The organism is Streptomyces sp. DF42, assembly GCF_058267695.1.
This window is the reverse complement of the sequence record NZ_CM177859.1, coordinates 2,979,199-3,005,419: the sequence shown is the minus strand read 5'-3', so window position 1 is coordinate 3,005,419 and position 26,221 is coordinate 2,979,199. Positions and strand designations below refer to the sequence as shown.

The 26,221-nt window shown below is 69.7% G+C and carries 19 protein-coding genes and 2 pseudogenes; 9 read left to right on the top strand and 12 right to left on the bottom strand.

Annotation, left to right across the window (positions count from 1 at the left end; translation table 11 throughout):
- Positions 1–55: 55 nt before the first annotated feature.
- The 6 genes from ACYUED_RS13715 to ACYUED_RS13690 all read right to left on the bottom strand — a co-directional run bounded on the left by ACYUED_RS13715 (position 56) and on the right by ACYUED_RS13690 (position 8,156).
- Positions 56–1,624 (bottom strand): M20/M25/M40 family metallo-hydrolase, encoded by a 1,569-nt coding sequence (locus ACYUED_RS13715; protein WP_491292561.1) that lies wholly within the window; start codon positions 1,622–1,624, stop codon positions 56–58.
- Positions 1,621–2,841 (bottom strand): hypothetical protein, encoded by a 1,221-nt coding sequence (locus ACYUED_RS13710; RefSeq protein ID WP_491292560.1) that lies wholly within the window; start codon positions 2,839–2,841, stop codon positions 1,621–1,623. The genes ACYUED_RS13715 and ACYUED_RS13710 overlap by 4 nt, the downstream gene beginning before the upstream one ends.
- Before the next feature lie 69 nt (positions 2,842–2,910).
- Positions 2,911–4,527 carry a hypothetical protein gene (locus ACYUED_RS13705; protein WP_491292559.1) on the bottom strand — a complete coding sequence of 539 codons (1,617 nt, stop codon included), beginning with the start codon at positions 4,525–4,527 and terminating at the stop codon, positions 2,911–2,913.
- A 215-nt stretch (positions 4,528–4,742) separates the two neighbouring features.
- Entirely contained in the window at positions 4,743–6,125 is a 1,383-nt protein-coding gene (locus tag ACYUED_RS13700; protein ID WP_491292558.1) for a hypothetical protein, read from the bottom strand.
- A complete protein-coding gene (locus ACYUED_RS13695; RefSeq protein ID WP_491292557.1) occupies positions 6,112–6,876 on the bottom strand; it encodes a hypothetical protein in 765 nt (254 codons plus the stop codon). The genes ACYUED_RS13700 and ACYUED_RS13695 overlap by 14 nt, the downstream gene beginning before the upstream one ends.
- Before the next feature lie 44 nt (positions 6,877–6,920).
- Positions 6,921–8,156: a hypothetical protein gene (locus ACYUED_RS13690; RefSeq protein ID WP_491292556.1), complete on the bottom strand. Its 1,236-nt coding sequence runs from the start codon at positions 8,154–8,156 to the stop codon at positions 6,921–6,923.
- Positions 8,157–8,349: 193 nt separating this feature from the next.
- Here ACYUED_RS13690 and ACYUED_RS13685 point away from each other — a divergent pair, with 193 nt between their 5' ends.
- From ACYUED_RS13685 to ACYUED_RS13670, 4 genes and pseudogenes are all read left to right on the top strand, one after another.
- Complete coding sequence (locus tag ACYUED_RS13685; RefSeq protein ID WP_491292555.1) at positions 8,350–8,823, top strand: helix-turn-helix transcriptional regulator; 474 nt, start codon at positions 8,350–8,352, stop codon at positions 8,821–8,823.
- 699 nt (positions 8,824–9,522) lie between these two features.
- Positions 9,523–9,735 (top strand): annotated as a pseudogene (locus tag ACYUED_RS13680) (aldehyde dehydrogenase family protein); the annotation flags it as partial.
- On the top strand, positions 9,683–10,276 hold the full coding sequence (locus ACYUED_RS13675; RefSeq protein ID WP_491292554.1) for a hypothetical protein: 594 nt from the start codon (positions 9,683–9,685) through the stop codon (positions 10,274–10,276). The pseudogene ACYUED_RS13680 and the gene ACYUED_RS13675, both read left to right, overlap by 53 nt.
- A gap of 24 nt (positions 10,277–10,300) precedes the next feature.
- Positions 10,301–10,540 carry a hypothetical protein gene (locus tag ACYUED_RS13670; RefSeq protein WP_491292553.1) on the top strand — a complete coding sequence of 80 codons (240 nt, stop codon included), beginning with the start codon at positions 10,301–10,303 and terminating at the stop codon, positions 10,538–10,540.
- Here the strand turns inward: ACYUED_RS13670 and ACYUED_RS13665 are convergent.
- The gene (locus ACYUED_RS13665) at positions 10,530–12,980 is read right to left on the bottom strand and encodes a SpoIIE family protein phosphatase (RefSeq protein ID WP_491292552.1); all 2,451 of its coding nucleotides are present in this window, start codon (positions 12,978–12,980) and stop codon (positions 10,530–10,532) included. The genes ACYUED_RS13670 and ACYUED_RS13665 overlap by 11 nt on opposite strands.
- A 137-nt stretch (positions 12,981–13,117) precedes the next feature.
- On the opposite strand from ACYUED_RS13665, the gene ACYUED_RS13660 reads away from it, so the two are divergent.
- Complete coding sequence (locus tag ACYUED_RS13660; protein ID WP_491292551.1) at positions 13,118–14,581, top strand: benzaldehyde dehydrogenase; 1,464 nt, start codon at positions 13,118–13,120, stop codon at positions 14,579–14,581.
- Between the two features lie 166 nt (positions 14,582–14,747).
- Here the strand turns inward: ACYUED_RS13660 and ACYUED_RS13655 are convergent, their stop codons facing one another.
- On the bottom strand, positions 14,748–16,184 hold the full coding sequence (locus tag ACYUED_RS13655; protein WP_491292550.1) for a glycoside hydrolase family 43 protein: 1,437 nt from the start codon (positions 16,182–16,184) through the stop codon (positions 14,748–14,750).
- A gap of 490 nt (positions 16,185–16,674) precedes the next feature.
- On the opposite strand from ACYUED_RS13655, the gene ACYUED_RS13650 reads away from it, so the two are divergent.
- The 3 genes and pseudogenes from ACYUED_RS13650 to ACYUED_RS13640 all read left to right on the top strand — a co-directional run bounded on the left by ACYUED_RS13650 (position 16,675) and on the right by ACYUED_RS13640 (position 20,857).
- The gene (locus tag ACYUED_RS13650) at positions 16,675–18,243 is read left to right on the top strand and encodes a sigma-70 family RNA polymerase sigma factor (RefSeq protein ID WP_491292549.1); all 1,569 of its coding nucleotides are present in this window, start codon (positions 16,675–16,677) and stop codon (positions 18,241–18,243) included.
- A gap of 340 nt (positions 18,244–18,583) precedes the next feature.
- Positions 18,584–20,404 (top strand): annotated as a pseudogene (locus ACYUED_RS13645) (family 43 glycosylhydrolase); the annotation flags it as partial.
- Entirely contained in the window at positions 20,381–20,857 is a 477-nt protein-coding gene (locus tag ACYUED_RS13640; RefSeq protein ID WP_491294248.1) for an AbfB domain-containing protein, read from the top strand. The pseudogene ACYUED_RS13645 and the gene ACYUED_RS13640, both read left to right, overlap by 24 nt.
- 434 nt (positions 20,858–21,291) lie before the next feature.
- Here ACYUED_RS13640 and ACYUED_RS13635 read toward each other — a convergent pair whose 3' ends face one another.
- Genes ACYUED_RS13635 through ACYUED_RS13620 form a run of 4 tightly spaced genes read right to left on the bottom strand, consistent with a single transcriptional unit; the run spans position 21,292 to position 25,106 of the window.
- Positions 21,292–22,695 (bottom strand): FAD-dependent oxidoreductase, encoded by a 1,404-nt coding sequence (locus ACYUED_RS13635; protein WP_491292548.1) that lies wholly within the window; start codon positions 22,693–22,695, stop codon positions 21,292–21,294.
- Positions 22,688–23,878: an MAB_1171c family putative transporter gene (locus tag ACYUED_RS13630; RefSeq protein ID WP_491292547.1), complete on the bottom strand. Its 1,191-nt coding sequence runs from the start codon at positions 23,876–23,878 to the stop codon at positions 22,688–22,690. Before ACYUED_RS13630 ends, ACYUED_RS13635 begins: the two co-directional genes overlap by 8 nt.
- The gene (locus ACYUED_RS13625; RefSeq protein WP_491292546.1) at positions 23,878–24,483 is read right to left on the bottom strand and encodes a toxin; all 606 of its coding nucleotides are present in this window, start codon (positions 24,481–24,483) and stop codon (positions 23,878–23,880) included. The genes ACYUED_RS13630 and ACYUED_RS13625 overlap by 1 nt, the downstream gene beginning before the upstream one ends.
- Positions 24,480–25,106, bottom strand: coding sequence for a hypothetical protein (locus ACYUED_RS13620; RefSeq protein ID WP_491292545.1), 627 nt, complete (start codon positions 25,104–25,106; stop codon positions 24,480–24,482). The genes ACYUED_RS13625 and ACYUED_RS13620 overlap by 4 nt, the downstream gene beginning before the upstream one ends.
- Before the next feature lie 236 nt (positions 25,107–25,342).
- On the opposite strand from ACYUED_RS13620, the gene ACYUED_RS13615 reads away from it, so the two are divergent.
- Complete coding sequence (locus ACYUED_RS13615; protein WP_491292544.1) at positions 25,343–26,218, top strand: DUF6424 family protein; 876 nt, start codon at positions 25,343–25,345, stop codon at positions 26,216–26,218.
- The last annotated feature ends 3 nt before the right edge of the window (positions 26,219–26,221 follow it).

The following is a 26,221-nucleotide window of genomic DNA, read 5'->3' as shown; positions in this document are numbered from 1 at the left end:
AGGGGCGCGGTTGATCCTGCCAGCCCACTCTTACTACGACGTGGCAACACACCCATCAGCCTCTGCGTGGGCCGTGCATGGTGTCGGCACCGTCCGCGCATGCTGGGGTACTCGCCATGCGGTGTGCCAGTTCGTGTAGGAACGCGATGGCTGTACGAGTGCCGTTCGTGAAGGAAGTTACTGCCAGACGTTCGTTCGGCGCGTGCATCCGGTCGTCAGGGAGGGCGAATCCCATCAGGACGACAGGCAGCCCGCGGCTGCTCAGATCAGAGACGAGCGGGATGGTGCCGCCCGATCGCATGAGTACGGGGGCACGGCCGAACCCCCTGCGGCAGGCGGCGACGGCGGCCTCTACGGCAGGGCCATTCGTGGGAAGTTCGGCGGGGGACACGGCGGACAGACGCCGCATGTGGACGGTTACTCCACCTCTTGCGGAAGACCGGAGGTGCCGTAGCAGCGCCGCCTCGACCGCCCCAGGATCCTGGCGCGGGGCCAGCCGTACATTCAGGCGGGCCGTGGCCCTGGCAGGTACGGCGTTCAGCCGCCCGGTGCCCATATAGCCCACGTGTATCCCCGTGACGACACATGCGGGCCGGATCGTCGCGCGTTCGTGCGCAGTCCAGCCAGGCTCAACGGTTCCGCGGCCCGGGCGTTCGGCCCTGGCCAGGCCGAGCAACTCGGCATCTGTGAGGGCGGAGACGGGGGCGGCGGGATGAGGCGCGGCGATGAGCGAATTCGGTGCGCCGAGCCGCAGAGCCGGGATCGGGCTGCCGTCGGCGTCATACAGTCCCGAGAGGAGACGGCAGAGCTCGCGGGCGGGGTCGGCCAGCGCGCCGCCGAAGGTCCCCGAGTGCACAGGTTCTGGTGCCCCGGTGACGACCAAACGCAGGTCGAGTGCGCCGCGCAAGGATACGACCAGGGCTGGGGTGCGGGCGTCCCGCATCCGGGTGTCGCTCAACACCATGGCGTCTGGGCACAGTTCGGGCCAGTGCCGCTCGAGGAACGCCTTGAGATGTGGGCTCCCCACCTCTTCCTCGCCGTCCAGGACCACTCTGACGTTCACTGGCAGCCGTCCGGCCGTCGCGAGCCAGCTCTCGACGGCGGCAACATGGGTGAGGAGCTGTCCCTTGTCGTCCGACACTCCCCTGCCGACCACCAGTCCGCCGGTCTGGGTCGGCCGAAACGGAGGACTGTTCCATGAGGAGACGGGATCAGCCGGCTGCACATCGTAGTGTCCGTAGATCAGCAGAGTGGGACGGCTCGGTGACCAGCCCCACGCAGCGGTTACCACCGGATGACCGGGCGTCGGTACGAGCCGCGCGCCCTCCAAGCCGGCCCGGCGCAGCCGCCGCACCAGCCAGCAAGCGGCCCGTACGACGTCCTGCCGGTTCTCGTGCCGGGAGCTGACACTGGGGATGGCGGCCAGCTCGCCCAGCTCGCGCAGGAACCGGCCCCTGTGCTGACGGGCGTACCGGAACGCGGCGTCCAGCGCAGACGGCCGGGCCGTCCGAGCGGTGCTCAGGTCAGGCGGTACGGGCGGGCGCGGTCGGCGCAGGACGGAGGACGACCGTGTCGGACGGCGAGGGCTGGCCCCGTACGGGACGAGTATTGCGGGCGGGATCATCCGGGGAGACCGCTGCGGGAGCGCCCGTCCACCGGGTTGCCGCCGCGATAGGTGCCCAGACCGCCGCGGCGGCTGTAGGCAGGTCGGACATCCCGCCGCGGGGTCGGCCGACTCATGGCTACGCCCACCGGGCGGTGCCGGTCCCAGGGCAGGACCCGCTCGGTTTCGGTTCGTTCCGCAAGGCCCAGTGACTGTGCCGAGGTGATCCATTCCTCCGCGTCCTCGGCGATATCCAGAAGCAGCGTCTCGAACTCGGCCCGCGTCGCCTCCAGGATGTGCGGGGCGGCGAGCCACCGCATCACCTTCTGGCCGGTGACCGCCATTCGCTGGCGCGGGGAGGTGACCAGCCGCTGGTCGAAGTAGCGGATCAGGACTTCGTCCACTACGTCCCAGGCGTTGTCCGCGCCGAACAGCTTTTTCACGTCGTCGGCTCCGAGGATCCGGAAAGCCTCGTCGAGCAACTGCATGACCTCTACGCGCAGGACGTTGAGGTGGCCGTACGACGTGAACTTCAGGTTGTTGCGCAGATCGAGGCCGGCTCGGCGGACGATCGCGATGCTGCCGAAGCTCGGGTCGTAGGCACGCATTCGGATCACGTCCGAGATGCGCTTGTCTCGCCAGAAGAGGGCCACCTGGTTGTTGAAGTGGGTGAACAGCTTGTGGAAGTCGGTGTTCGGACGCGCGCCCGCAGCTCCGGTGCCGCGGCCGTAGCCCAGGATGCGCCGGTACGCTGCCAGCCGGTCCTGACGGGTGTAGCGCAGGACGTCACGCCGGTCGAACTTGTACAGTCCGAACGCGCCGGGGCCGTCGGAGAGTCGCAGCGCGCCGCCCTGGAACAGCTCCTGAAGTTTCTGCACGACCCGGAACACGCCTACGCGTTCGTGCTGGTAGCAGTAGTAGAGGTCGCCGACGGCGAGGATCCGCTCGGAGGCGACCGTCTCGTCGTACGCCTCGACTCCGGCCGGCATCCGGGTCGCGCCCAGTTCCTGTGCGGCCTGCGGACCAAGACCTGCCAACTCGGCCAGGCCTCCGTCGGGTGGCGCGGGTCTGGCACGGTCTGCCTTCTGGACGCTCTCGAGAAGATCGTCGAGCTGTTTGACGACTGCGTCGCCGAGTTGGGGGTTGACGGTGAGTTCTGAGCCGAGCCGGCCGGCGACCTGCTGACGCAGGGCGGCGACTCGATCGTAGAGATCGCGGTACTGCTGCTCGGTGGCCATCGGGGGTTCTCCTTCCCGGGCACACGGTGTGGGGAGTGGGGGCGATCGGGTGGTGGGGCGGGGCGCGGTTCAGGCGCCTTTGTGCCCATGGGGCTCGGAGGGCGTGTGCCCGTCGGTGCCCGAGGGACGTGCGGGCAGCTGGCCGCTCCTATTCACGAAGACGTGGGTGAAGTCCAGAACGTCCGTCGCGTTGAGCCGAGGATGATCATGTTCGTCCCTCGGCCTATGGACGTCACATTCGCGCACGATGGCCAGTTCCCAAGGACCGTCCTCGCCACAGCTTCTGTCGAAGGTGAGGTCGAGCCGTGAGGTGACGCCGCCGTCGTTCTCCTTAGCCGCCTTCTGCTGCGGTTCGGCGACGATGACCACGCCGTCCGGCCCGAGGAGTACGCCTGTGTGCTTGTCCGGCCGAAGTCCCGAACCGAATACGGTGAGGGAGAAGCTGGCGCTGTCGCGCAACACGAAGGGGTGGACCTTGCTGATGGCGACCTGGAAGGTGCGGTGCACACGCAGGGCCGTCCGGCGTGCCTGCTGCACCTGGTTGAACAACTCGTAGAACGACAGCTGGACCCGCGCCGAGTAGAGGCCCGGAGGCAACTCGCCGCGCTGCGAGAGCACGATGGTGCCCACCGACGTCCGGACCATGCTCAGTAGGTCCTCCGCGAGCACCCTCTGCACCTTGCCCAGGAACGGGGTGACGGCGTGTTCGACGGCGTCCTTACCGCCACTCTGGATCATTTTGGGAATCTCGTCGACGGCCAGAGCGTGGATCCAGTCGAGGACTCCCTGCAGGGTGAGGGAGCGGTTTCTGCCGATCCTGATGGTCTGGCGCTCTGCGGCGCCGATGAACACGGAGTCCAGCGAAGCCCATACCGCCTCGACCTGGCCGGCCACCACGGCGAGTTCCTGGGACAGCCGGACCAGGGTTGTTCCCAGGAAGCCACGGCCGCCGTCGGCGAGAGAGATCTCGCCCCGCTGCTGAAGCCAGCTGGACTCCAGTGAGAGCACCCAGTCGGCGAGGGTGAAGAAGCTTGTCTGGATGCGCTCCTCGTCGATGGTGTTGACGTTCTCCCTGGTCAGACCGAACTGCTCGCGTAGTGCTCCGAGGTGCCCGGCCACCAGGTCGGGACGGGTGGCCTGGTGGGAACCACCCGTCAGCTGGTCGAAGAGCAAGTCGACCCGTTCGGGCCGGACCACGGGAGACCGCAGTTCGGTGAGCACCTCCTCCAGGCAGTGCCGTACGAGAGCTCGGAACGCCTCTGCGTCCTGAAGATCGGGATCCACACGCAGCGGCACCAACGAGTCGAGAAGCGGGAGTGCGTCCCTGACCACGGTTTGCGCGCGGGCGGCCAGGGACGCTTGTCCGCCGGTCACCAGACCGAGGTCGGCCTGGGCCGAGTAGCCGCGCGGCGTCCACCGCACCTCGTTGTGCCCCTCGACCCGGTTGATGTCGAAGCTGCCCGCGAGCGCGGCCATGAAGCCGTCGGCGTCCTGGCCCCGGGTACGCCAGCCGAGCACCTCGCTGATCGTCTGAGCGACGAGCCGTCCTGGGTCACTGTCGGCACGGCTTGCGGCGAGGGCCGGGGTGAACTCCTGCGTGAGTACGGGAAACGGGGACTCGGACTCCACGACAGAGATTCGCTGGTCGTGCTGATCCGATGTCTCTTCAAGTTCGTGCGGTGCCATTTCGGCCTCCTCAGTAGCTCAGAGCCGTGTTCTCACGCGGCACGTCCCCCGGCTCCGCCATGCATTGCAGCAGCTCCGCGTCAGCGGCCCGCGACGGTTCGGTGCACCTTGCGTCGCCCGGTCGGGGCGGGGCCCCGAACAAGCCCAGTTCCTCGTGACTGCGGCGGTGCGCCATGCCGCCGAGGGCATTCGTTTTCCGGGACAAGTTCATGGCGTCACCGCCTCGCCAGTTCGCCGAAGAAGTTCCGCATCAGCTTTTCGTGGCCCGCCATCCGATGATCCGCAGCGAACCGGACCGCCCCGATGAGGAACCGCTCCGGCACCACGCCGGGGTCCACACCACGGGCCAGTCGGCCGGCGGCCTCTTCCACCATCGTCTGCTCCTTCGGCTCGAAGCGCAGCACGGCTGATAGCGTTCGCCCGCCCAGAGAGGGGAAGGGTGTGTGACACACGGCGTTCACCACCACTGGGACGGCGGTGGTGGCCGTGCGCAGCAGTGGGGCGGGGATGTCCGAGCCGCGAGTGTCCGGGTAGAGGCGCCGCCACATCCGCTCGTACTCCCTGGCGCGAGTGCTGAAGCCCATGCGCTTCAGCATGTGGGTGGCGAGGAAGCCGCGCAGGTAGGGCGTGGGGTGGACGCCGCCCGGGACATACCCGAGGGACAGCTCCGGCGATCGGCCGACCACGTCGAAGAGGGAGCCGACGAACTCGGGCCCGCCGAGCAGCAACCCGGACAGGTCGGCGTAGACCTCACGGTTCCAGCGGGTCCAGGTCTCCGCGACCTGGTGTGGACAGCCCGCTGCGGTCAGCTGTGCCGCGATCTCACGGGGGACCACGTTCTGCAAGCCTAGGTCGTTCTGGAGGTTGTGGCTGATCTCGTGCAGCACCGCTCCGAGTGTCCAGGGGTTCACCAGACGGTGGTAGGGGAGTTGGACCAGCGGAAACGGATTGAGTCTGCGGCCGAGCCTGCGCAGAGGGATACCCCGCCGGTAGGTCGCGGGGGAGAATCCGGTGCGCATATAACTGAACGGCGGCGGGGCCGGGATTGACCGGGCCGTGCCCAGCCCAAGGTAGGCGTACTGGTAGCAGTCCAGAGCGATGCGGTCGCAGCCCAGCAGCCACTCGGCGTAACGAGACTGCCGCTGTCCGAACAGTTCCAGGTAGAAGTCCCAGATCTTCTCGGTGGCCCGCACCCAGTCGTGAGCCTTGGATTTCAGTGTCAGCAGTTCGTGAAGGCGGGCGGTGGTGGGCTCGTCGGCGGCTGCCTCGGCGGCCATGCGCACTGCCTCGGTGACGGTGGCCAGGGGGCGGCGCAGTTGAGCCAGCAGGTCGTTCACCGCGTGGATGTGGCCTGGGCTGGGGGCCTCGTCGCCGGTACCGAATTCCTCGCGGGTGAAGGGACGCAGCGCCTCGAAGTGGCGCTCGACGTTACCGGCCTGGCTGAGCACCCACGGACGCAAGGCGTCGCGTGGTGGGCGTGCCCGGTCCGGCCCGGGACCGGGCACGGCAGCGCCCTGCGAGGCTCCGGCTCCGATCCTGCGTCGCTGACGCGTGGGGACGAGCACGGCGGGCGGGTGGAGGTGCTTAACCACAGACACAGCGGCACCTCTGGTTAGCGCTCCGGTTGACCACTGGTGGGGCGGCGGTGGTCGGCCCCGAGTTACGGCGGATGCGGTGGTGCCTGCGTTCGTCGAAGATCCGGATCGCGTGCTGGGCACGGCTGCGCGAGGCCGGGGTGGCGAGGACACGGGTCGTCATGCGTCCCAAGGTGCGCAGCGCCATGTCGCCGGTGAGCGGGCGGCCGTTCTCCACTTGGTCGGCGATGCTCTGGGCGGTGCGCTGCAGGATCACCGGCACGGCTTCGACCAGTTTGCGGGTCGAGGGGTCTCGCCGCAGTTGTCGGGTAACCCTTGTGGCTCCCCGGATGAGCTGGGGGGTGACTCGTCCGACCAGCTGGGCCGCGCGTGGAATGATCTTCGCGGCGAGCGGCACCAGCGCGCCGACGAATGCCTCCGCCTCCGCCTCGCTCTCGGCCGCACTCGCGGCGCGTCCGAGATGGGCCATCAGCTCGGCATCGGGATAGATCCGACGTATCGGGTTGACGAAGCCCTCGAGCTCGCCTTCCGCCTCTGCTTCCGCCTCAGCCTCGAAGTCGAACTCACGCCCGGCTGATTGCGCGCCCCACCCTCCGGATTCGGTCTCGGATTCCCACTCTTCTTCGAGCTCGAGCTCCCCTGCCCCGTCGCCCTCCTCCTCCCACTCTCCTTCGAACTCGTGGGCGAACTCTGCTTCGAGCTCGTCCTCGAACTCCGTCTCCCCCTCCACGGCTGGATATCTGTTCGCGCTCATGAAGCTCCTCTCGGGTCGATACCATGCGAAGGCACGGAGCACCGTCAGTACGAGTACGACGACCGTGGCGTGCTGCGCGGGCCGCGGACCACGGTGGCGGTGCGCCGTGCCGGGACCGCGCCGCGCGGTACCCGGACGTCGGTCACGACGCGGACCAGTCGGCTGGGGCGGCCACCGGTGCCGGGCACCCGCACCGGGGTCACCAGGCGCATCGTCGTGACACCCCGGCGGGTCGGGGAGCCGCCGTACGAGGCTGGGTATGTGCGACTGCGCACCGGTACGCCGCGGGTGACTCGGCTCGCGTCACGGCCGTACGGGCGGGGGCCCTGGCCGGGCGTATACCGGCGGAGCCTGCCGATGCCGCGCCGGTTGCGGTGTAGTGCTTGACGGCAGCGACGGGTGTTGCCGAGTACCCGGTGTGCATGGACGGCCATGGTCCGTGCCGCGGTAGTGGGTGTGACGGTGCCGCCGCGGCGGGCCTGGCGCAGAAGGCTACGGGCTGTGCCGTCCACCACGGTCGGCACGACTCGAATGAAGGGCCTGGTGCCACGGGAGCCGTAGAGCAGCCGGGTGAGCACCGCGGCTCCGCGGACCATGGACGGGACCAGCGCCTCCAGGGCCGCGCGGTCACGGGGTGACAGCGCGCGTACGGCGGCCGCGCCGATGAGGGCCTCGGCCTCGGCCTCGGAGGCCATTGCCGCAGCCTGAGCGGCCATGAGTTCAGCCGCCGCCTGGCCGGACGTCAGGGTACGGCCGGCCGCTTCGCGGTGGGCGATCTCGTACTCGCCCTCGTCCTCCGTCTCGCCTTCCAGCTGAGAGGTGATGGCACGGGCGGCGAGTCCCGCGGCAGGTCCGCCCACGGCCGTGGCGATCAGCGGTCCGGCTGTCTTGGCGATGGTCTTCAGCAGAGGTGCGGCCTTGCGCAGGAATCCGCCGATCTTCCCGAAGAACTCCTCGCCCTCGTCCTCCCACTCGTACTCGGTCTCTTCTTCGCCCTCGCCGAGCATGCCGGTCGCCGCGCGGACCAGGTCGCCGAGGAACTCCTCGTCCTCGCCCTCGTCCTCGGTCTCCTCCTCCATGAGGGCCTCGAGTTCGTCCTCGAATTCGCCCTCGTAGAAGTCTTCCAGCTCGTCCTCGTCCTCGTACTCGTACTCCTCCTCGCCCTCGTGAAGGTGGGTGAGTTCCTCCTCACCCTCGCCCGGCAAGCCGATGCCGGACATTGCCTCGCCGAGGAACTCCTCGTCCTCCGGGTGCGCAGTGCCGTTGTGGTACCGGGCCATATTGGTGCCTCCATGTAGTCGAAGTGCTACATAGAGTGCACATCGGGTCCGGGGGCCCCGGTAGTCACGCTTTCTCCGTACTGCTTTCGTGCTACCCCGTTCGGTGGCCGACTCGTCCCACCCGTGCGGCGTGACACGGGGTCGGTTAAAAAGGGCACGGACATCGCAGGGGGGGAACCAGACTGGAGGCCCGATGACCGACACCACCACCGAGCTGATCCAGGCGGCAGGAAGGCCGCGCAGTGTCGGGAGCTGTACGACTGCCACCGTGGGGCGACGGGGTGCGGAGGTGCTCCAACCTGAGCTTGACTCGCTCGTGCGGAAGCTTGTACTGGAACTGGCACGGAGCGGTGTCGCCCTGCACCGAACGGAGGAAGGGGGCCGGCAAACAGTCCTGGATGTTCAGGTGGGGGAGTTTCGGTGCGTGCTCACCCAACTCCCGGCCTCCGAACACCGGTGCGGACCCGCGCAGCGTCTGAGTCCGCGTGAGGCGGAGATCGTCAGGCTGGTCGGAGCAGGGCACACGAACAAGACCATTGCCACGGTTCTCGACATCAGCCTCTACACTGTCTCGACCCATTTGCGCCGGATCTTTGCCAAGCTCGGCGTGTCGACCCGAGCGGCTATGATCGCGGCGGTCTCCGGCGACCTGGGATACCAGGCGTGATCGGCTTCGAGCGGTCCGGCTTCGTAATCTTCCCGGCCGCCGACCGGTGGGGTGAGCCACCGGCACCTCGGATGTGATGCCGAACCTCAGCCGGTGGTACCGCGAATGGGGACTGGGACTCCAGCGGAGAGTGGATGGTTCGCCCCACTTCTTGATTCGCCAAGTGCGGGTACCTTCGGCAACTGAGGTTCCCCTCGCGGCAATCGAGGGCGGGGCCTTTGCGCGTTGGAAGGGGAACCCGCTGCTCGCAGTTTCGGAGCCCGTCTGTCAACTGCAGGGACGGACGCTGCGGCAGCTGAAATCCCCATCCGGGACGCCTTCGGGACGCAGGTTGGACACAAGGATCGGAAAAGACTGACAAGGGTCGAGAAGGATTGAGGCGCCAAACCTCGTCTGACCTGGGAAAATGGACAAGACGAGCAATGGTCGACAAGGGTCGCCGAGATCCTCAAAGGACTCATGTCACGGTCGGCGGGGAGCCCGTCGTGCTCACCGACGAGCAGCGCAGGGCGCCCGAGGAGTACGTGGACACCTGGTACTCCAAGCACGTGGCCCTCGACTCGGGCCGCACCTCCACCTGGACCACGGGCCTGGGCACTGCCCGCCTGATCGAGGCGATCGCCACCGGTTCCGGGACGCTCGTCCCCGCCTCCCTCGTGCTGGACGGCGAGTACGGCGTGCACGGCACCAGCCTCATAGCAGGGCGCGCTGGGCCTGGCGGTACGGGAACCGCTGGGCGTGGTGGCGGCGTTCGCGCCCTGGAACGCGCCGGTCATCCTGGGCGTGCGCGCCGTGGCGGCGCCGCTGGCCGCGGGCAACACGGTCGTCGTCAAGGCGAGCGAGGACGCGCCAATCGCCTGTGGGTTGCTGGTCGCCGACGTGCTGCGGGAGGCCGGGCTGCCGGACGGAGTGGGCACCGGCGATCACGACCGGCTCCATCTACCAGATCTGGCCTGCGCAGGCCGACTTCCAGGCAGATCTCCTCTTCCACCTCACCAGCCGACAGGCCGAACTGGTCCCGGGGCTGTCGGAGAGCATCCGCCGTTTCAAGGAGGCGGTCGACAGCGGCACGACCTGGCAGGAGGCTCTCAACGACGTCCTGACGGACAACCACGAGAACCACCGCGTGGACCCGATCTACCGCGTGCTGCTCGGCTTCTACGCCAGTGCCGCCAACCCACGCGTCCGCGATGCCCTGGGGCACTACGGCGAGTCGTTCACCGAGGTCGCCTGCGAGGCGTACCAGGCGCTGCTGGGCGCCTACGGGCTGCGTATGCGCACGCCTTACAAGGTCGAACACCTCGCCACCACCATCGCCGCTCTTCTCGACGGCTTCCACATGCGCTGGATCGCCGGACACCCCAATCTGGAGGACCCGGAAGGAGAGGACCGCTGGTCTCTCGCCACCCGCGCTGCCGTGATGGTGTTCGACCAGTTCACCGAACCGGCGTAGACGGGTTCGCACGTCCATGCGTCAATGAGTGCGCCGAAGGCCGCCGGATCGCGGACGGAGCGCGTCACCAACAGCTCAAAGCAAGACCTCCGCAGCCCCGGGAGCGTCTTCCAGGGCCAACAGCCCCCGGACTGGGGCCAGATCCTCGCCTTCGGTGTCCTGCTGGTCCTGCTGGTCCTGCTGGTCCTGCCCGTCCTGATCGTCTTCGTGTTCTTCCAACGCTGGTTCGTCCAAGGCGTCGCCGGCTCCGCGGTCAAGGGATGAGCGGGGAGAGGGCCTGTTCGGCCCAGATCGTCTTGCCGGTGTACGTCTGGCGAGTGCCCCAGCCCTGGGTGAGCTGAGCGACGAGGAGCAGGCCGCGGCCGCCTTCGTCGAAGGTGCGCGCGCGGCGCAGATGGGGGCTGGTGTTGCTGGCGTCGGAGACTTCGCAGATGAGGTTGCGGTCGCGGATGAGACGGAGCTGAATGGGGGCGCCGCCGTAACGGATGGCGTTGGTGACGAGTTCGCTGACAACCAGTTCGGTGACGAAGGCGGCCTCTTCCAGGCCCCAGGCGGCCAGCTGCCGGGTGGCGTTCTTACGGGTCTCGGCGACCGCTGAGGGATCGGGCGGCACGTCCCAGGTGGCGACATGGGCCGCGTCCAGGGCACGGGTGCGGGCTATCAACAGCGCCACGTCATCGGCGGGGTGGTCCGGGAGAAGCGTCTGGAGCACGGTGTCGCAGGTGCTCTCCAAGGACGGAGCCGGCCGGGCCAGCACCTTGCGCAGTGCGTCGAGACCTTCGTCGATGTCGCGGCCGCGGGCCTCGATGAGGCCGTCGGTGTACAGCGCGAGGATGCTTCCTTCGGCCAGCTCGATCTCGGTGACTTCGAAGGGCAGGCCGCCCAGCCCCAGGGGCGGGCCCGCAGGTACGTCGGGGAACACGACGGCGCCGTCCGGGGTTGCCAGCGCGGGTACGGGGTGGCCCGCGCGAGCCATGGCGCAGCGCCGGGAGACCGGGTCGTAGACGGCGTACAGGCAGGTCGCGCCGATGTCGCCGACGATGCCGGCCGCGCTTTCGGCCTCGGCGGACAGGTGGATCACCATGTCGTCCAGGTGGGTCAGCAGCTCGTCGGGCGGAAGGTCGACATCGGCAAGGGTGCGCACGGCGGTACGCAGTCGTCCCATGGCGGCCGAGGCCTGGACGCCGTGGCCGACGATGTCGCCGACGACGAGCGCGACCCGGGCGCCGGACAGCGGGATCACGTCGAACCAGTCGCCGCCGACGCCGGCTTGCGCGCTGGCGGGGAGGTAGCGGGAGGCGACGTCAACGGCGGCCTGCGGGGGCAGCCGCTGCGGCAGGAGACTGCTCTGAAGAGTGAGGGAGGTGCGGCGCTCGCGGCCGTAGCGGCGGGCGTTGTCGATGCAGACGGCGGCCCTGGCGGTGATCTCCTCGCCCAGGAGCAGGTCGTCCTGCGCGAAGGGTTCCGGGTGCCGGTGGCGGGAGAACGTGGCCACGCCGAGGGTGATGCCGCGGGCGCGCATCGGCACGGCCAGCACGGAGTGGAAGCCGTAGCGTCGCATCCGCTCGGCCCGGTCCGGGGTCTGGCTCGCCACCCGGTGCATCGCGGAAGCCGTCACGTTCTCGATCAGCGGTCGGCCGGTGGTCAGGCACCTGGCCGCAGTCGAATCGTCCGGGTACGCGGCCACTGTCCCGCGCTCCACCACGACCTCGGGGCAACCCTCAAGGACGGACTGGTAGGCGACACGGCGCAGCATGACGGGGCTGGGTGGCGAGCCGGCGCGCGGGTCGTCGCCGCCCTCGATGGCGGGAAGCAGGTCGACGGTGACGAAGTCCGCGAGCTGCGGGATGGCCACATCGGCGAGTTCCTGCGCGGTCCGGGCGAGGTCCAGGGTGCTGCCGATGCGGATGCTGGCCTCGTTGAGCAGGGCCAGGCGCCCTCGGGCCAGGTGCTCCTCGGTCATGTCGTACGCGGTAAGGAGCACCCCCCGTATCGTTCCCTCGGCGTCCCGCACGGGGGTGAGCAACGTCGTCCAGACGCTCTCGCTCTCATGGCCCGTCAGGCGTAGGGACGGCTGCAGATGCTGCTGTTCGCCGGTCTCCAGCGCCCGCCGCATGCACTGTTCCGTCCGGTCGCTCTCCGGGTCGACCACGATCTCCGATATGCGCAGCCCCCGCATCGCCGCTTCGGGCAGACCGATCACCCGCTCCATGTCCGCGTTCGCCCGCCGCAGCCGCAGGCCGGTGTCGTAGAGCGCCGTCGTGAGCGGGGACCGCGTGAACGCCCACATCACCAGCGCGTCGTCGTGGAGCGGCGACGCCGACCGGGCCAGGGGGGAGACCAGGAGCCAGTCGCCGCCTCCTTTCTCCTCGCCGTCGGGCTCCCGGCGGTGGGCCAGCAGGTTCACTGCGAGGTGGTGGCCGTCCCGGTGCAGGAGAGTCGCCGTCCCGTTCCACCTCGGCAGCGTTTTCAGGGAACGAAGCGCCTCGGCGGGCGGCTCCCCTGCGAGCAATGATGCCGCGGGCCGGCCGATGACCTCCGTCGACCGGTATCCGAGCAGCCGCTGTGCTCCCTCGCTCCACCCGGTCACAATGCCGTTCGAGTCCACGCCGGCTCCGGCCGTGGCCGACTCGTCGATGGGGTCGTCCGGCCGCCACGCCGCCCGGTCGTCGCCGGCGGTGTCAGAACCCGTCATCGCGTTCATCCGCCCTCACTTCGGTCTTTCCACCGTGCGTCCCGGCTCGGCCACGAGCAACCTAGGGGAGATGGTCGGACATATATCCTCAATAAGGACATAAATGCAAAAGGGAAACCGATGCATCGGGGCTGGAGGGTCGTGCCATGACTGTCACCGACCAGGGGACGTGGCCGGACGCGGCCGAATGGACCGGGAAGATCTACAGCGGCGGTTGGCGGCCTTCCGAGGGCGGTGTTCAGCCGGTGAACGAACCCGCCACGGGGGAGCGGCTGGCTGAGGTGGGTGTGGCAGCGCCCGCGGATGTCGCCCGGGCCGGGACCCTGGCCGCCCGAGCCCAGCGGGCCTGGGCCGGGACGGCGCCCCAGGAGCGCGCCGAGGTCCTGCTCCGCGCCGCCCGGGCACTGCGCGACAACCATGGGGCGATTCGGCAGTGGATCGTCAGGGAGTCCGGAGGCGTCCCGGCGAAGGGCGACTACGAGATCGCGGCCGGACTCAGCCAGCTTGCGCAGGCCGCCGGCCTCGCGTCGCTGCCCCGCGGCGAGATCCTGAGCCCGTCGGCACCCTTCCAGACCAGTTACGCATGGCGGGTACCCCTGGGGGTGGTCGGCGTCATCAACCCATGGAACGCCCCCCTGCTGTTCGCCATGCGGGCCCTGGCGCCCGCACTCGTGCTGGGTAACGCCGTTCTGCTCAAGCCCGATCCCCACACACCGGTGTCCGGCGGTGTCGTCGTGGCGCGGCTGTTCGAGGAGGCCGGACTGCCCGAGGGGCTGCTCCACGTCCTGCCCGGAGGCCCCGGCACCGGTGAGGCGGTCGTGGCCGATCCCCACGTCGCCATGGTCGTTTTCACCGGCTCCACCGAGGCGGGACGGGCGGTCGCCCGCGCCGCGGGCGACGGGCTCAAGCGGGTGGCCCTGGAACTGGGCGGCAAGAACTCGATCGTCGTGCTCGCAGACGCGGACATCGACTCCGCCGCGGCAGCCGGGGCGATGAGCTCCTTCGGCTACCAGGGGCAGGCCTGCGTCGCCGCCGGACGTCATCTGGTGCACGCCGACATCGTGGAGCCCTACACGGAGGCGCTGATCAGGCAGGCCGATGAGCTGCGGGTCGGCGACCCGCGCGAGGAGGGCGTGGCCCTCGGTCCTGTGATCAGCGAGCGCCAGGCCGCGAGGATCGCACGCATCGTGGACGAGAGCGTGGCCGCCGGCGCACGGGTGCTGGCGGGCGGACGCCGCGACGGGCTGTTCTACCCGCCCACCGTTCTGGACCGCGTCGAGCGGACCATGCCCGCCTTCACCGAGGAGATCTTCGGGCCGGTCGCTCCCGTCGTCGCGTTCCGTACCGACCATGAGGCCGTCGAGATCGCCAACGACACCGAATACGGCCTGACGGCGGCTGTGCACTCCGGTTCGACGTCGAGGGCCGCGGTCATCGCCGAGCAGTTGCGCACCGGCATGGTGCACCTCAACGACGTCTCCGCCAAGGACGCCGCGAACGCCCCCTTCGGCGGGATGGGAGCATCGGGCAACGGCTCCCGCGTCGGCGGCACCGCCAACCTGGAGCAGTTCACCCAGTGGCGCTGGATGACGGTGACCGAGGCGGTCTGATGCCCAGGGTGCCGACCGCGTTCGCGCGCAGACGTCCGAGCCCTGCGTTCCAGTGCCGTCCGTCGACTCCCTCAACAGATTCGGCCGGCCCGCATGGGCATGCGGAGGCAGAGGAGGGCGATGCCGGCGCTCTCCGAGAGGCGCCGGCATCCTGGTCGGTGTCGGGTCAGCTGGTCACGCGGAAGGTGGCGTCGCCGCGGGCTGTCGTCGTGGTGATCGGGTCGAGGCGCAGCTCGTAGGCGTAGTGGCGGATGTAGCGGTCGGGGAAGTTGTACGACTGGAACGAGGACCAGGTGGGGTCGGCGAGGCCGGCGACCTTGCGGAAGGTGGCGTCCGCGGCGAACTGGGCGGTCCCGTCGTTGTGGACCAGCTGGAAGTCGTAGTTGGCGTGGCGCAGGAAGTACCCGGGCATGTTCACCGACTCGAAGGAGACGGTGCCGGTGCCCGCCAGGCCGGGCCGTATCCGGAACTGGGCGTCGTCGGCGGGGCTCACGGTGGGGTCGATGCGCACGTCCATGTCGGCGGTGTGCCGCACGTACCGGTCCTGGAAGTTGAACGACTGCAGGCGCTGGGCCGGGGTGTTGGGCCAGCGGGCGAGCACGCGGCTCTCCTCGGCGGCCGTCAGGTTCATGATCCAGCCGTGGCGCTTCTTCGTGCCGCCCATGTTGTAGCTTCCCGACGCCTGCTTCTGGTAGGAGGCGGGATTGGACGGGTCGGTCGTCAGGACCGGCATGTAACCGCCGCCGGAGGCGTACTGGTCGAGGTAGAGCGCCCACTTGTTGGTGCCGTTGAACTTCATCCACATCGGGCCCTCGACCATCGCCCCGGTCAAACCGACGCCGGAGAGGTCACCGAGGTTGGTCCACGTCCCGAGGATCGAGTTGCTGCCCTCGAGGGTGATCTGACCGTCACCGGAGGCCCGCACGTAGCGGTAGTTACCCACTCCGGCGGGCATCTCGATGATCTGCGTGTCGATGATTTCCTGGGCGCCGGGGCGCTCGATGTAGGTCTGCGGGGCGGTGACAGAGCGGAAGTCGCTGGTGTGGGAGTAGAAGATGCGGTGCTTCGTCTTGCCGTTGAGGGGCACGTTCGTCGCCCAGTACAGGACGTAGTCGTTGCTGGCCGGGTCCCAGATCGCCTCCGGCGCCCACGCGTTGCGCCCGTCGGGGATGGCGCCGGCGACGTTCAGCAGCCACGGCTGCGACCACGTGACCAGGTCGGTCGACTCCCACACCACCAGGTTGCGGCTGCCGTTGTTGATGGCGGCGTTCCAGTCCTGCCCGCAGCTGATGCACAGGTCGGTCGCGATGATCCAGTACTTGCTGCCGTCAGGGGATCTCACGAACGCGGGGTCGCGCACGCCCTTCGTGCCGACCGGGGAGCGCAGGACCATCCCGCCGCCGTTGAGGTCGTTCCAGTGCACGCCGTCGGTGCTGTGCGACAGGTACATCTGCTGGTTGGTCGACCCCTCCCCGGTGAAGTGCACCATCAGGTAGCCGGGGTCGGCGGCGGCGGCTTCCTGGGGTGTCGTCAGTGATTGGGAGGTGAAGAAGAGGCCGACGGCGACCAATATCGCCGCGAGCCGGGTGAGAACCCTTGACATGTGCGTTTCCTGTCTTCCTGCGGGTGCCGGGGCGGAGTGGAAGCGGGTTGTCGCGCACCTACTGGAGCCGGCGGACGAGCTGTTCCACACCGACGGATGCGGGAGTGATGCTCATGACAGAAACATCCTTGTCTCGCGCCGCGGAGTGGAAGCGGAGGTGGGTCGGATGACTCCGGAGGGCCGCACACTTCGTTCGGAATGCCGGACGTTGTTCGTAAACTCGGCGAAAAGTTAGAGGGCGGTAAGAACAGGTGTCAAGGGGCGGGAGTCAAGAGAATCAGCGTTGCCTCCGTTGTCCTCGGGATGGGGTCGTCCGCAGGGGCCGTACGCACAGGAGACGCACCGGCGCGTCGTGCATAACGGAAAACACGGAACGGGACGAAGACGTGGGGCGGCACCTGAGAAGCGACCCACGGAAATCCTCCGGATTTGCTCCTGACACACTGTCGCCCTCGGCACATCGGCAAGGCGACGGGACAGGTGGGGCGGGGTGCGCTCGCAGGACTCGCAAGAACGGCCGGACGTCGCCGTCGTCATGGCGGCGCGGGCCGGAGACCGGCAGGCCTCGGAACAGCTGATACGGGACTGTCTGCCGTTGGTCTACAACATCGTCGGGCGGGCGCTGGACGGGCACAGCGATGTCGACGACGTGGTCCAGGAGACGATGATGCGGGTCCTGGACGGGCTGCCCGGACTGGAGCAACCGGATCGGTTCCGGTCCTGGCTCGTCGCCATCACCGTGCGACAGATCCGTGACCGGTGGCGCAAAGGGCGCCCCTGGCTCACTGCGGAACCCCTGGAGGGGAACGCCCACGAACCAGACCCGCAGGCCGACTTCTCCGATCTGGCGATTCTTCGGCTCGCGCTGTCGGGCCAGCGGCGCGAAGCGGTGGAGGCGACCCGCTGGCTGGAGGAAGAGGAACGCGAGGTACTCGCGCTGTGGTGGATGGAGAGCGCCGGTGAACTGACCCGCGGCGAGCTCTCGACGGCCTGCGGCCTCACACCGCAGCATGCCGCGGTCAGAATCCAGCGGGTCAAGGAACGGCTGGAGACGGCGCGCACCGTCGTACGAGCCGTGACGGCCTCGCCGCGCTGCCCGGACCTGGCCGCCGTGCTCGCCTCGTGGGACGGGCGGCCGTCCGGGCTGTGGCGCAAGCGGCTGGCACGCCATGTCCGCGACTGTCCGCAGTGCCTGTTGAGCTCGTCCGACCTGACACCGGCGGAGGGGCTGCTGGCCGACCTCGCGCTGGTGCCGGTGCCGGTCGGCCTGGCCGGCCTGGCACTGGCCAGGGCGCTGGGGGCGGACTCGGCCGGGGCGACCGTCGGCGCGGGCACGCGGACGGCGAGCGGCGCGAGCCGTACGGCGCGGACGATCGGCAGGCTGGCCGCCAAGCCCGCGGCGACGGCAGCCGCAGGTGCCGTCATGCTCGCGGCTGCCGGAGTGGCCTGGTACGCCGTCACGGGATCGCACGAGCCGGCCCCGCGGCCCGCGGTCGCGGCCCCGCTGTCGCCCGCCGCCTCGTCCGTGCCGCCGTCCCCGAGAACGTCCCCCTCACGGACACCGACACCGACGCCGACACCGACGCCGACGCCGACAGCCCCGGCGACGACGGCTGAGGCGCGGTTTTCGGGGCGGCATGCCCTGCGGTCGGTCGACAACCCCGGCGACTACGTGAGCCAGTCCGGCCGACTCGGCATCCTGGGCCCGGTCGGCGCCACCAGTTCCGCGGCCACCCGGCGGGCGGCCACGTTCACCTTCGTCACCGGCCTGGCCGACCCCCGCTGCTACTCACTCAGGGACGCCACGGGCAGGTATCTGCGGCACTACGCCTTCCGTATCCGCCTGGACACCGACGACGGATCCGCCATCTTCCGGAAGGACGCCACCTTCTGCCCCCGTTCCGGTGCCACGGCCGGCTCGGCCTCCCTGGAGGCGTACAACTACCCAGGCCGCTACCTCCGTCACCGGGAGAACCTCCAGCTGTGGCTCGACCCTTCCGAGAACACGGCCGCGTACCGGGCCAGCCGCTCCTTCGTCCTCGTGGCGCCCTGGACCTGACACCGAACGGCCCTGCTCCGGAACTCGCGTGACGTCGGGTCAGGTCGACGAGGAGGCGCCGGTGTCCTCCCGGTCATGCCGTCAGCCCTGCTGCATCGCGCGAAAAGCCGGGTGCCCGAGCCGAAAGACATTGTTCGACTTGTCGGACACTGTTCGAAAAGTATTGACGTTGACTCACGGCTCAATTAACACTCACGCAGCGCGATTGTCATACGGGCGGCACATCAGCACCTCGGCCGAGGTCTTGAGCCCCCTCCTCAGGCATGTCTTCATCACGGGATGTGAACCGATGCACAGCGTGAGACCTCAGGGCCACCGGAGAATCCGGGCCGGCGTTCTGGCCATGGCGGCCGCTGCTTCGCTCCTTGTGGGCGTCGCCGGTCCGTCAGCCCCGGCCCAGGCGGCGGAAATCACCGACGGCCTGGCTCTCTGGTACAAACTCGACGCAGCCTCGGGCACCACGGCGGTGGACTCCTCGGGCAACGGCCGCAACGGAACCGTCAACGGCACCGCGGGCTGGTCGGGTTCCGGGGAGGGGCTCACGTTCAACGGCTCCGACACCTACATCAAGGTGCCGGACAACATCATGAGCGGCATGAACTCGATCACGGTCTCGACGGACGTGCAGATCGACGCCGCCCAGGCCACGCCGTACTTCCTCTACGGCTTCGGCAACACCAGCAATGGCGCCGGCAACGGATACCTGTTCGCCACCGGCGACTCGCTGCGGACCGCCATCGCCTCCGGGAACTTCTCCACCGAGCAGAACACCAAGACGTCCGCCTCGCTGCCGCGCTCGGTCTGGAAGCACGTCACCTACACCCAGACCGGCACGACGGGCGTCCTCTACCAGGACGGCGTGGAGGTGGCCCGGAACACGTCGGTCACCACGACCCCCGGTTCCATCGGGTCCGGCATCACCACGGCCGACTACATCGGCAAGTCGCTCTACAGCGGTGACAAGCTCTTCAAGGGCAAGATGCGCGACTTCCGCGTCTACAACCGCGCGCTCACGCCCAGCGAGGTCTTCGCCATCAGCGGAAGCACCACGGGCATCACCGCGGTCACCCACCCGTCGCTGAAGATCGCCGCCATCATCGACGACGCCGACAGCAAGATCACGCTGCCGATGAAGGAGGGCACGGACCTCACCGCGCTCGCCCCGCAGTTCACCCTCGCCCAGGGCGCCTCCATCAGCCCGGCCTCCGGCGCCCCGCGCGACTTCACCCACCCAGTGACGTACGAGGTGACCGGCTCCGACGGCGCCAGGCGCACCTGGACGGTCGCGGCGCAGGTCATGAAGAGCCCGGTGCTGCCGGGGTTCACCGCCGACCCGAACATCGTCCGGTTCGGCGACACGTACTACATCTACCCGACCTCCGACGGCTTCGCGAACTGGAGCGGTACGCAGTTCAAGGCCTACTCGTCCAAGGACCTGGTCCACTGGACGGACCGCGGCGTCATCCTGGACCTCGGCCCTGACATCAGCTGGACCAACAGCCGTGCCTGGGCGCCGACGATGACCGCGAAGAACGGGAAGTACTACTTCTACTACTCCGCCGACACGAACATCGGTGTCGCCGTCTCCGACTCGCCCACCGGCCCGTTCACGGACCCCCTGGGCAAGCCGCTGATCGCCCGCGGCGCCCACGCCGGCCAGATGATCGACCCGGACGTCTTCACCGACGACGACGGCCAGTCGTATCTCTACTGGGGGAACGGTCACGCCTACGTGGTCCCGCTGAACGACGACATGGTCTCCTTCGACCCCTCGAAGGTCGCCGAGATCACCCCGAGCGGCTACAACGAGGGTTCCTTCGTCATCAAGCGCAAGGGCGTCTACTACCTCATGTGGTCGGAGAACGACACCCGGGACGAGAACTACCGCGTCGACTACGCCACCGGTCCCTCGCCCACCGGCCCGTGGACCAAGCAGAGCGTGATCCTGGAGAAGGACCTCTCGCTGGGCATCAAGGGCACCGGCCATCACTCCGTGGTCCAGGTGCCGGGCACGGACGACTGGTACATCGCCTATCACCGCTTCGCCATCCCCGGCGGTGACGGCACTCACCGCGAAACCACCATCGACAAGCTGGAGTTCGACGCCGGCGGTCTGATCAAGAAGGTCGTCCCCACCCTGACCAGCATCGACCCGGTCTCCGGTGGCGTCACCCTGCCGACGGAAACCACGCGCTCGCTCCGGTCCGTCAACTTCCCCGGCCGCTCAGCCGTCGTGCGGTCGGACAGCCTCGGCTACCTCGACCCGGTGACGTCCTCCAGCACCACGGCGGTCAAGCAGAGCGCCACCTTCACCGTCGTCCCCGGCCTGGCCGACGGAAGCTGCTACTCGTTCCGTGACTCCTCCGGCCGCTATCTGCGCCACAAGGACTTCCGCATCCGCTTCGACGCGAGCAACGGCACGACGTCCTTCAACAAGGACGCCACCTACTGCGCCCGGCAGGGCTCGGTCACCGGCTCCGTCGGCCTGGAGTCGTACAACTACCCGGGCCGCTACATCCGCCACTACAACTACGAGCTGCGTCTCGACACGTTCCAGGACAACGCCACGTTCCGCGCCGACAGTTCCTTCACGCCGGGCAGCCCCTGGGCCTGACCGCATTCCCCCGCACAGCGGGCAGGACCCGCATGGTCACACGTCGACGAGATGCCGCGTACGCCTCCCGCGGTCTCCTCGAACACCCGTCGCCCGGCCGTCGGCGACCTCGTCACCTTCATCTCGCGGCCCTTCAGGTCCCGGCACCGGAAGGAGAATCGCCGCGGGGTGGTCCGAGATCCTTTTCCGAGCCGAGGGGCCTACGGCACCACGTGCCGTAGGCCGTCCCTTTGGGACGCGTTCGGGAAGAGCCGTCGAGCCGCTCCACTGGGTCGGCGCGCACGGCATGGCGCCCGTTTCGGCGGCCTTCGAGTTCGGTTCCACCGCTCAGAGGGGACGGTACGAGGTGCTGCTGCGGATTCCGAGGGACACCGGCTGACCGGTCTCCCGGCCGGCGGGCGGAGGCCGGCGCGAGCCCACCCCGGGCGTGAACGTCAGGAGGGGGCGGCCGTGGCGCGTTCCGTGTCCGTCAGGGGCGGGTCCTGAAGGTGCGGCTTGCGCGGGCCGAAGAGCATCGGGATCAGCATGTCGGGCGAGAAGAGGCGGATCGCGGGCTTCTCCAGGCTCATGACGTCGAGGAGGGCGCCGAGTGCGCGCGGGTGGCGGGCCCCGGTGGCGACCGCGCTGTCGACGAAGCGGGCGAGGAAGCGTTCCGCGGCGGTGGGGGGCGTGTCCGTGGCGCCGGGGTAGAACGCGTCCTGGCCCACGGCCAGGTCCCAGGCGGCGGCGACCGGGCCGGCGGCGGCGCGTTGAAGGCGACGGGCGGTGCCGGGGGCGGTGAGGGAGGTGCCGCGCAGGACGGTGCGGAGGGTGAGGGCGCACTGGGCGGCGACGGTGAGGCCGTGGCCGTAGACCGGGTTGTAGCCGGCGATCGCGTCGCCGAGGACCGTGAAGCCCTCCGGCCAGTGCGGGAGTTTCTCGTAGTAGCGGCGGCGGTTGGCGGTGGAGCGGGTGGTGGTCACCCCGCCCAGCGGCTCGGCGTCCTTGATCAGCCCGCCGATGACGGGGTCGCCGAGGGACAGGGCGAAGTCCGCGAACGCGTCGGCGTCGGCGGTGGGTTCGCCGCCGCGGGTGCCGGAGAGGGTGACGATCCAGCGACCGTCCTCGACGGGGAGGATGATGCCGCCGCGGCCGGGGGCGTTCGCCGGGTTCGCCTGCACGTTGACGATCGGGAAGGCGGCGTCGGCGGTGCTGCCCGGGGCGCGGTAGAGGCGGGTGGCGTAGACGACGCCGGCGTTGACCCTGCGCTCGGTGACCTGCGGCAGGCCGAGGTCCGTGAGCCAGCCCGGGGCGTGGGAGCCGCGGCCGGAGGCGTCCACGACGAGGTCGGCGCCGAGGGTGAGGTCCTCGTCGCCGGAGCGGACCCGGACACCGGTGATGCGTACGGCGTCGCCCTCCAGGGCCAGCGCGGTGGTGTTCTGACGGAGCGTGACACGCTCGTCGGCGAGGACGCGGGCGCGTATCACCGCGTCGAGCAGATCGCGCGAGCACACCAGGTTGCGGTGGTGGGTGGCCGTGAAACGGCGGAACCAGATCTCGTTGGGGGCCCGGGAGACCATGTCGCCCATGATGTGGACCAGTCGGGCGCCCTTCTCGACGAGCTCCTCGACGACGCCGGGCAGCAGCTCGTCGAATGCCTTGACTCCGCCGCTCCACACGAGGTGCGCGTGCCGGGCCTGGGGAACGCCGCGCCGGGGCTCGGGCCCCTCGGGGAGCGTGTCCCGCTCGACGATCGTGACGTCGGCGAACTCGGCGAGCGCGGCCGCGGTGCACAGGCCGGCGATGCTGCCGCCGACGACGACGGCACGGGGCCGGCGGGAGGCGAGTCTTTCAGGCATGTGTGATCGTGCTTTCTGTGCTGGTCAGCCGTCGGCGAAGGGCGTCGACGGGGTGCGGGCGACGCAGCGCCCGTGAGACGGACTCGATGTCACCGGTGACATGGACGCCGGTTGGCCCGGACCCGGCGCCGGCCGCGGGCGGGACTCCAGCCTGCCGGGCGTCGAGCGCGGCGAGGACCGCGACGGCGCCGGCCACCCCTCGTGCCCGCACCTCGTCGTGGGCGAACAGCGCGTCCTGGTAGGCCCGTTGGTAGAGGCCGTGGTCGAAGTGCGGGTTGAGCAGGCGCAGGGCGTCGTGGATGCGCTGGCGGCGCTGCATCAGGCGCAGATCCAGCGGCGCCCAGAAGCCGAGGCGGGCCGGCGCGGCCGATGCCCCCAGGACGTGCACCGTCCGCCACAGCGGCCGCAGCCGCCGGTGCTCGCGCCGGTCGCCGACCCACTTCTGCAGGAACGGCCCGACCTGCGGCACCAGGAACCCCAGTGCCACCAGGGCCGCCTCCATGAGCGCGAAGGGCGGGGCGGCGCGGGTGCTGAGGGCGTCCCAGTCGGCGCCCGACCAGCGGGCGCCGATCGCCGTCAGCTTCGCCGCGTCGAAGAGCAGGCCCGACGCGAAGCCGAGCTGCAGCAGCACGACCCCCGACTTCAGCCAGCGGTTCTCGACCGCCGGGAACCACTTCCAGAGCATGGAGGCGGCGACCAGGGACGACACCATGTGCGCGGTGAGGTAGAGCAGGATGTGCTCCCGCATCCACGGGGTGCCGGCGTAGTAGGTGTCCAGGTCGTAGATGCGCGGCTCGGGCGCGTCCGCGAGCAGGAACGTCCCCCACAGGGCGACGACCACGCCGGCGTAGATGCCGTAGATGCGGCGCATCCTGCGGCGGCGGCGCTCGGAGGGCTCCTCCCGCCAGCGGATGATCATCGTCAGGCCGGTGGCGCAGAACGCCGTGAGGAACGAATAGGCCCAGGGCGAGGCGATGTTGGGCACACCCGTCAGCTTGTTGAGCCGCTCGATGTTGACGGGGGTGATGACGACGAGGACGGCCGTGGCGCAGGTCAGCAGCACGGTGGTGGCCCGTACGTCGGGGTCGCGCCAGGCGCGCACGAACGTCGGCAGCTTGACGAGGAGCGCCGCCGCCAGCAGTGCGGTGGGCACCGCGTAGGGGATGTGGAAGTGCGGGTCCATCACAGGATGCGTCCGCCGCGGTTGCCGAGCGACAGGTTGATACGGCCCTCGACCGTGGCCGGCGAGACCGGACCCTGGGCGTACCGGCCCTTCATCCAGGTACGCACCTCGCGGGCGAACAGCAGGCCGAACGTCTCCGCGTCCACCTCGTGGTCGTCGGCACAGGCGGACCGGGCAGCCACCGTGTGGCAGACCTCGCGGGGGACCTCCTCGGCGGCGAGGACCTGCTGCGCGGCCCGCCGCAGCGCCTCGGGCGTCCGGTCGCCCGTGAGGGCACGGGCAGCCGTCGGGCCCACGGCGTGGTGGCCGCAGGAGCCCTGCTCCTCGTGCCACAACTCATGGCCCAGGATGACCAGTTGGGCCTCGGGGACGGTGCCCTCCTCCACCACGATGATGGACCGGTCGCCGCAGTCCAGGCGCATGCCCGACACCGGGATCTCCGGCGGGAACGCCCGGAACAGCAGCTGGATCGGCCGCTCGACGCGGACGCTCATCGCCCGGCAGAACTCCTCCATCACGGCCCGCGGTTCGGCCGGCCGCCGCAGCGAGTGCGACGCCTCCCGGCCCAGGGCGGCGAGCAGCGACTTCATCGCCTTGGTGGTCATCGCGGACCGTTCCCTTCCCCGGCCGCCTGGGGGACCGCCGACCTGATGACACCCTCCAGGAGCCGGTCCAGCTGCTCCGGCGTCATCGCGCCGTGCCGCCGCAGGTCCGTGGCCCGCACGCCGTAACGGTCCATCAGGGCACGTACGGGATCCGGCTGTTCGGCCGGTCCCGCCAACTTCCCCGCAACGGGCCGCAGTACGCGGTCGAGGGCGTCGGCGGCCGGAGCGGTGAAGAACGCCTCGCCTCCCTCGACGCCGAAGAACTCCACCAGCCCGTGCAGGAATTCGACGCTCGGCACCTTCTGGCCGGTGCACACCTGGCGAGCCCAGTAGTCGGAGACGCCCAGCCGGGCGCGGATATCGGCGGCCAGATCCGACATACGGCCGCCGGTACGGGCCAGATGGGCGTCCGCGAGGGTCCTCAGGCGGGCGCGGACCCGGTCGTTGACCTTGTCGGCGGGGGCGGCGCCGCCCTTCAGCAGGGTGCGCACGGTGCTCTCCGGCAGGGCCGTACCGGCCGCCAGTTCCCGTGGGTCGAGCAGATCCGACCGGGTCAGGCCCTGCTGTTCGGCGAGGACGTCGAGACGCCGAAGAGTCTCGGGGAGGTGCGTGGGTGGCTCCACCGTGTGCTCCCTGAGCGGGTGGTCGACAGCTGTGGCGTTGCGGCTCGCAGCCTAGGGGAACTCCTGCCGCTCTCCCATCGCCCGTCCCTCTCAACGATCGTTTATCGGCCAAGAACGATCGTTGAATGGGGCAGGTGCTACGCAGAGCGAGAATCGGGCCGTGGGAGGACGATGGGAACAGCGGGGCCCGTGACGCGCCGGGCGTCCGGGGCCGCGGTCGACAGAGGAGGCCGGCCATGGCCAACGACCGAGCCGCTACGGCGACGAAAACTCCTCCGGCCCTCACCTTCGGCAAGACCGAACGGGAGGACCACCCCTGGGAGATACAGCTCGTCAAGCATTCGGACCGCACCGAGTCCGCGCAGTTCCGCGCCGCGAAGGACGTCACGCACAAGATCCTTCGGGAGATGGGCAGGACCGAGCTGCCGTACGGGCCGGGGCCGTACGAGATGCACCACGGCGGCAGCCTCTGGGTGAGGACGAGCGGCGGCTGGCGGATGTACCGGGCCCGGGTCGGCATCGAGTGGAGCATGCAGTTCTGCGCCGACCCCGCGAAGGTCGACCGGCTGCGGCAGGAGGCCGCCGACCTCGTCGCCGCCTTCCCGGACACCCTTCCCGCCCTGGACGCCCTCGGCTACAAGCGGGCCCGGAAGCTGCTGGAGACCCCCATCACCGACGCGACGGGCGTCGCGGCCTGGACCGACTCGCTGTTCAACGCGTGCGTGCCGCTCACCACCGGCAACCACCAGGGGATCCTGCCCAAGGCGGCCGGCGAGCACCACTACCCGTGGCCCGTCAAGGGCGCGGACTACATCCGGTACGACGACTTCAACCTGTGGGTGACCCTGCCCGACGGCACCCACGCCGCTGTCGCGCCGGTGGCCGCCCGCGGTTCCGGCGACGGACATCTGCGCATCCTCCACGCCCGGCACGGCACACCGGCGGGAGACGCTCTGGCCAAGGCGCAGCGGCGCCGCCAGATGGCCGTACTGCCGCCGGACAGCCCCATGGCGCTGGAGGCGTTCCACCAGCAGATAGCGCCCGGGGCGCGCTCCGCGGCCGGCCGGCCGCGGGCCCGCGGCGGGCACGGCGCCACCCGCCGGACCGGTTAGGCG

Bases quoted from the DNA above. Each gene is read 5' to 3' on its own strand.
- ACYUED_RS13715 (WP_491292561.1), bottom strand. From the start codon at position 1,624: ATGATCCCGCCCGCAATACTCGTCCCGTACGGGGCCAGCCCTCGCCGT.
- ACYUED_RS13710 (WP_491292560.1), bottom strand. From the start codon at position 2,841: ATGGCCACCGAGCAGCAGTACCGCGATCTCTACGATCGAGTCGCCGCC.
- ACYUED_RS13705 (WP_491292559.1), bottom strand. From the start codon at position 4,527: ATGGCACCGCACGAACTTGAAGAGACATCGGATCAGCACGACCAGCGA.
- ACYUED_RS13695 (WP_491292557.1), bottom strand. From the start codon at position 6,876: ATGAGCGCGAACAGATATCCAGCCGTGGAGGGGGAGACGGAGTTCGAG.
- ACYUED_RS13690 (WP_491292556.1), bottom strand. From the start codon at position 8,156: ATGGCCCGGTACCACAACGGCACTGCGCACCCGGAGGACGAGGAGTTC.
- ACYUED_RS13685 (WP_491292555.1), top strand. From the start codon at position 8,350: ATGACCGACACCACCACCGAGCTGATCCAGGCGGCAGGAAGGCCGCGC.
- ACYUED_RS13670 (WP_491292553.1), top strand. From the start codon at position 10,301: ATGAGTGCGCCGAAGGCCGCCGGATCGCGGACGGAGCGCGTCACCAAC.
- ACYUED_RS13665 (WP_491292552.1), bottom strand. From the start codon at position 12,980: ATGAACGCGATGACGGGTTCTGACACCGCCGGCGACGACCGGGCGGCG.
- ACYUED_RS13660 (WP_491292551.1), top strand. From the start codon at position 13,118: ATGACTGTCACCGACCAGGGGACGTGGCCGGACGCGGCCGAATGGACC.
- ACYUED_RS13655 (WP_491292550.1), bottom strand. From the start codon at position 16,184: ATGTCAAGGGTTCTCACCCGGCTCGCGGCGATATTGGTCGCCGTCGGC.
- ACYUED_RS13635 (WP_491292548.1), bottom strand. From the start codon at position 22,695: ATGCCTGAAAGACTCGCCTCCCGCCGGCCCCGTGCCGTCGTCGTCGGC.
- ACYUED_RS13630 (WP_491292547.1), bottom strand. From the start codon at position 23,878: ATGGACCCGCACTTCCACATCCCCTACGCGGTGCCCACCGCACTGCTG.
- ACYUED_RS13625 (WP_491292546.1), bottom strand. From the start codon at position 24,483: ATGACCACCAAGGCGATGAAGTCGCTGCTCGCCGCCCTGGGCCGGGAG.
- ACYUED_RS13615 (WP_491292544.1), top strand. From the start codon at position 25,343: ATGGCCAACGACCGAGCCGCTACGGCGACGAAAACTCCTCCGGCCCTC.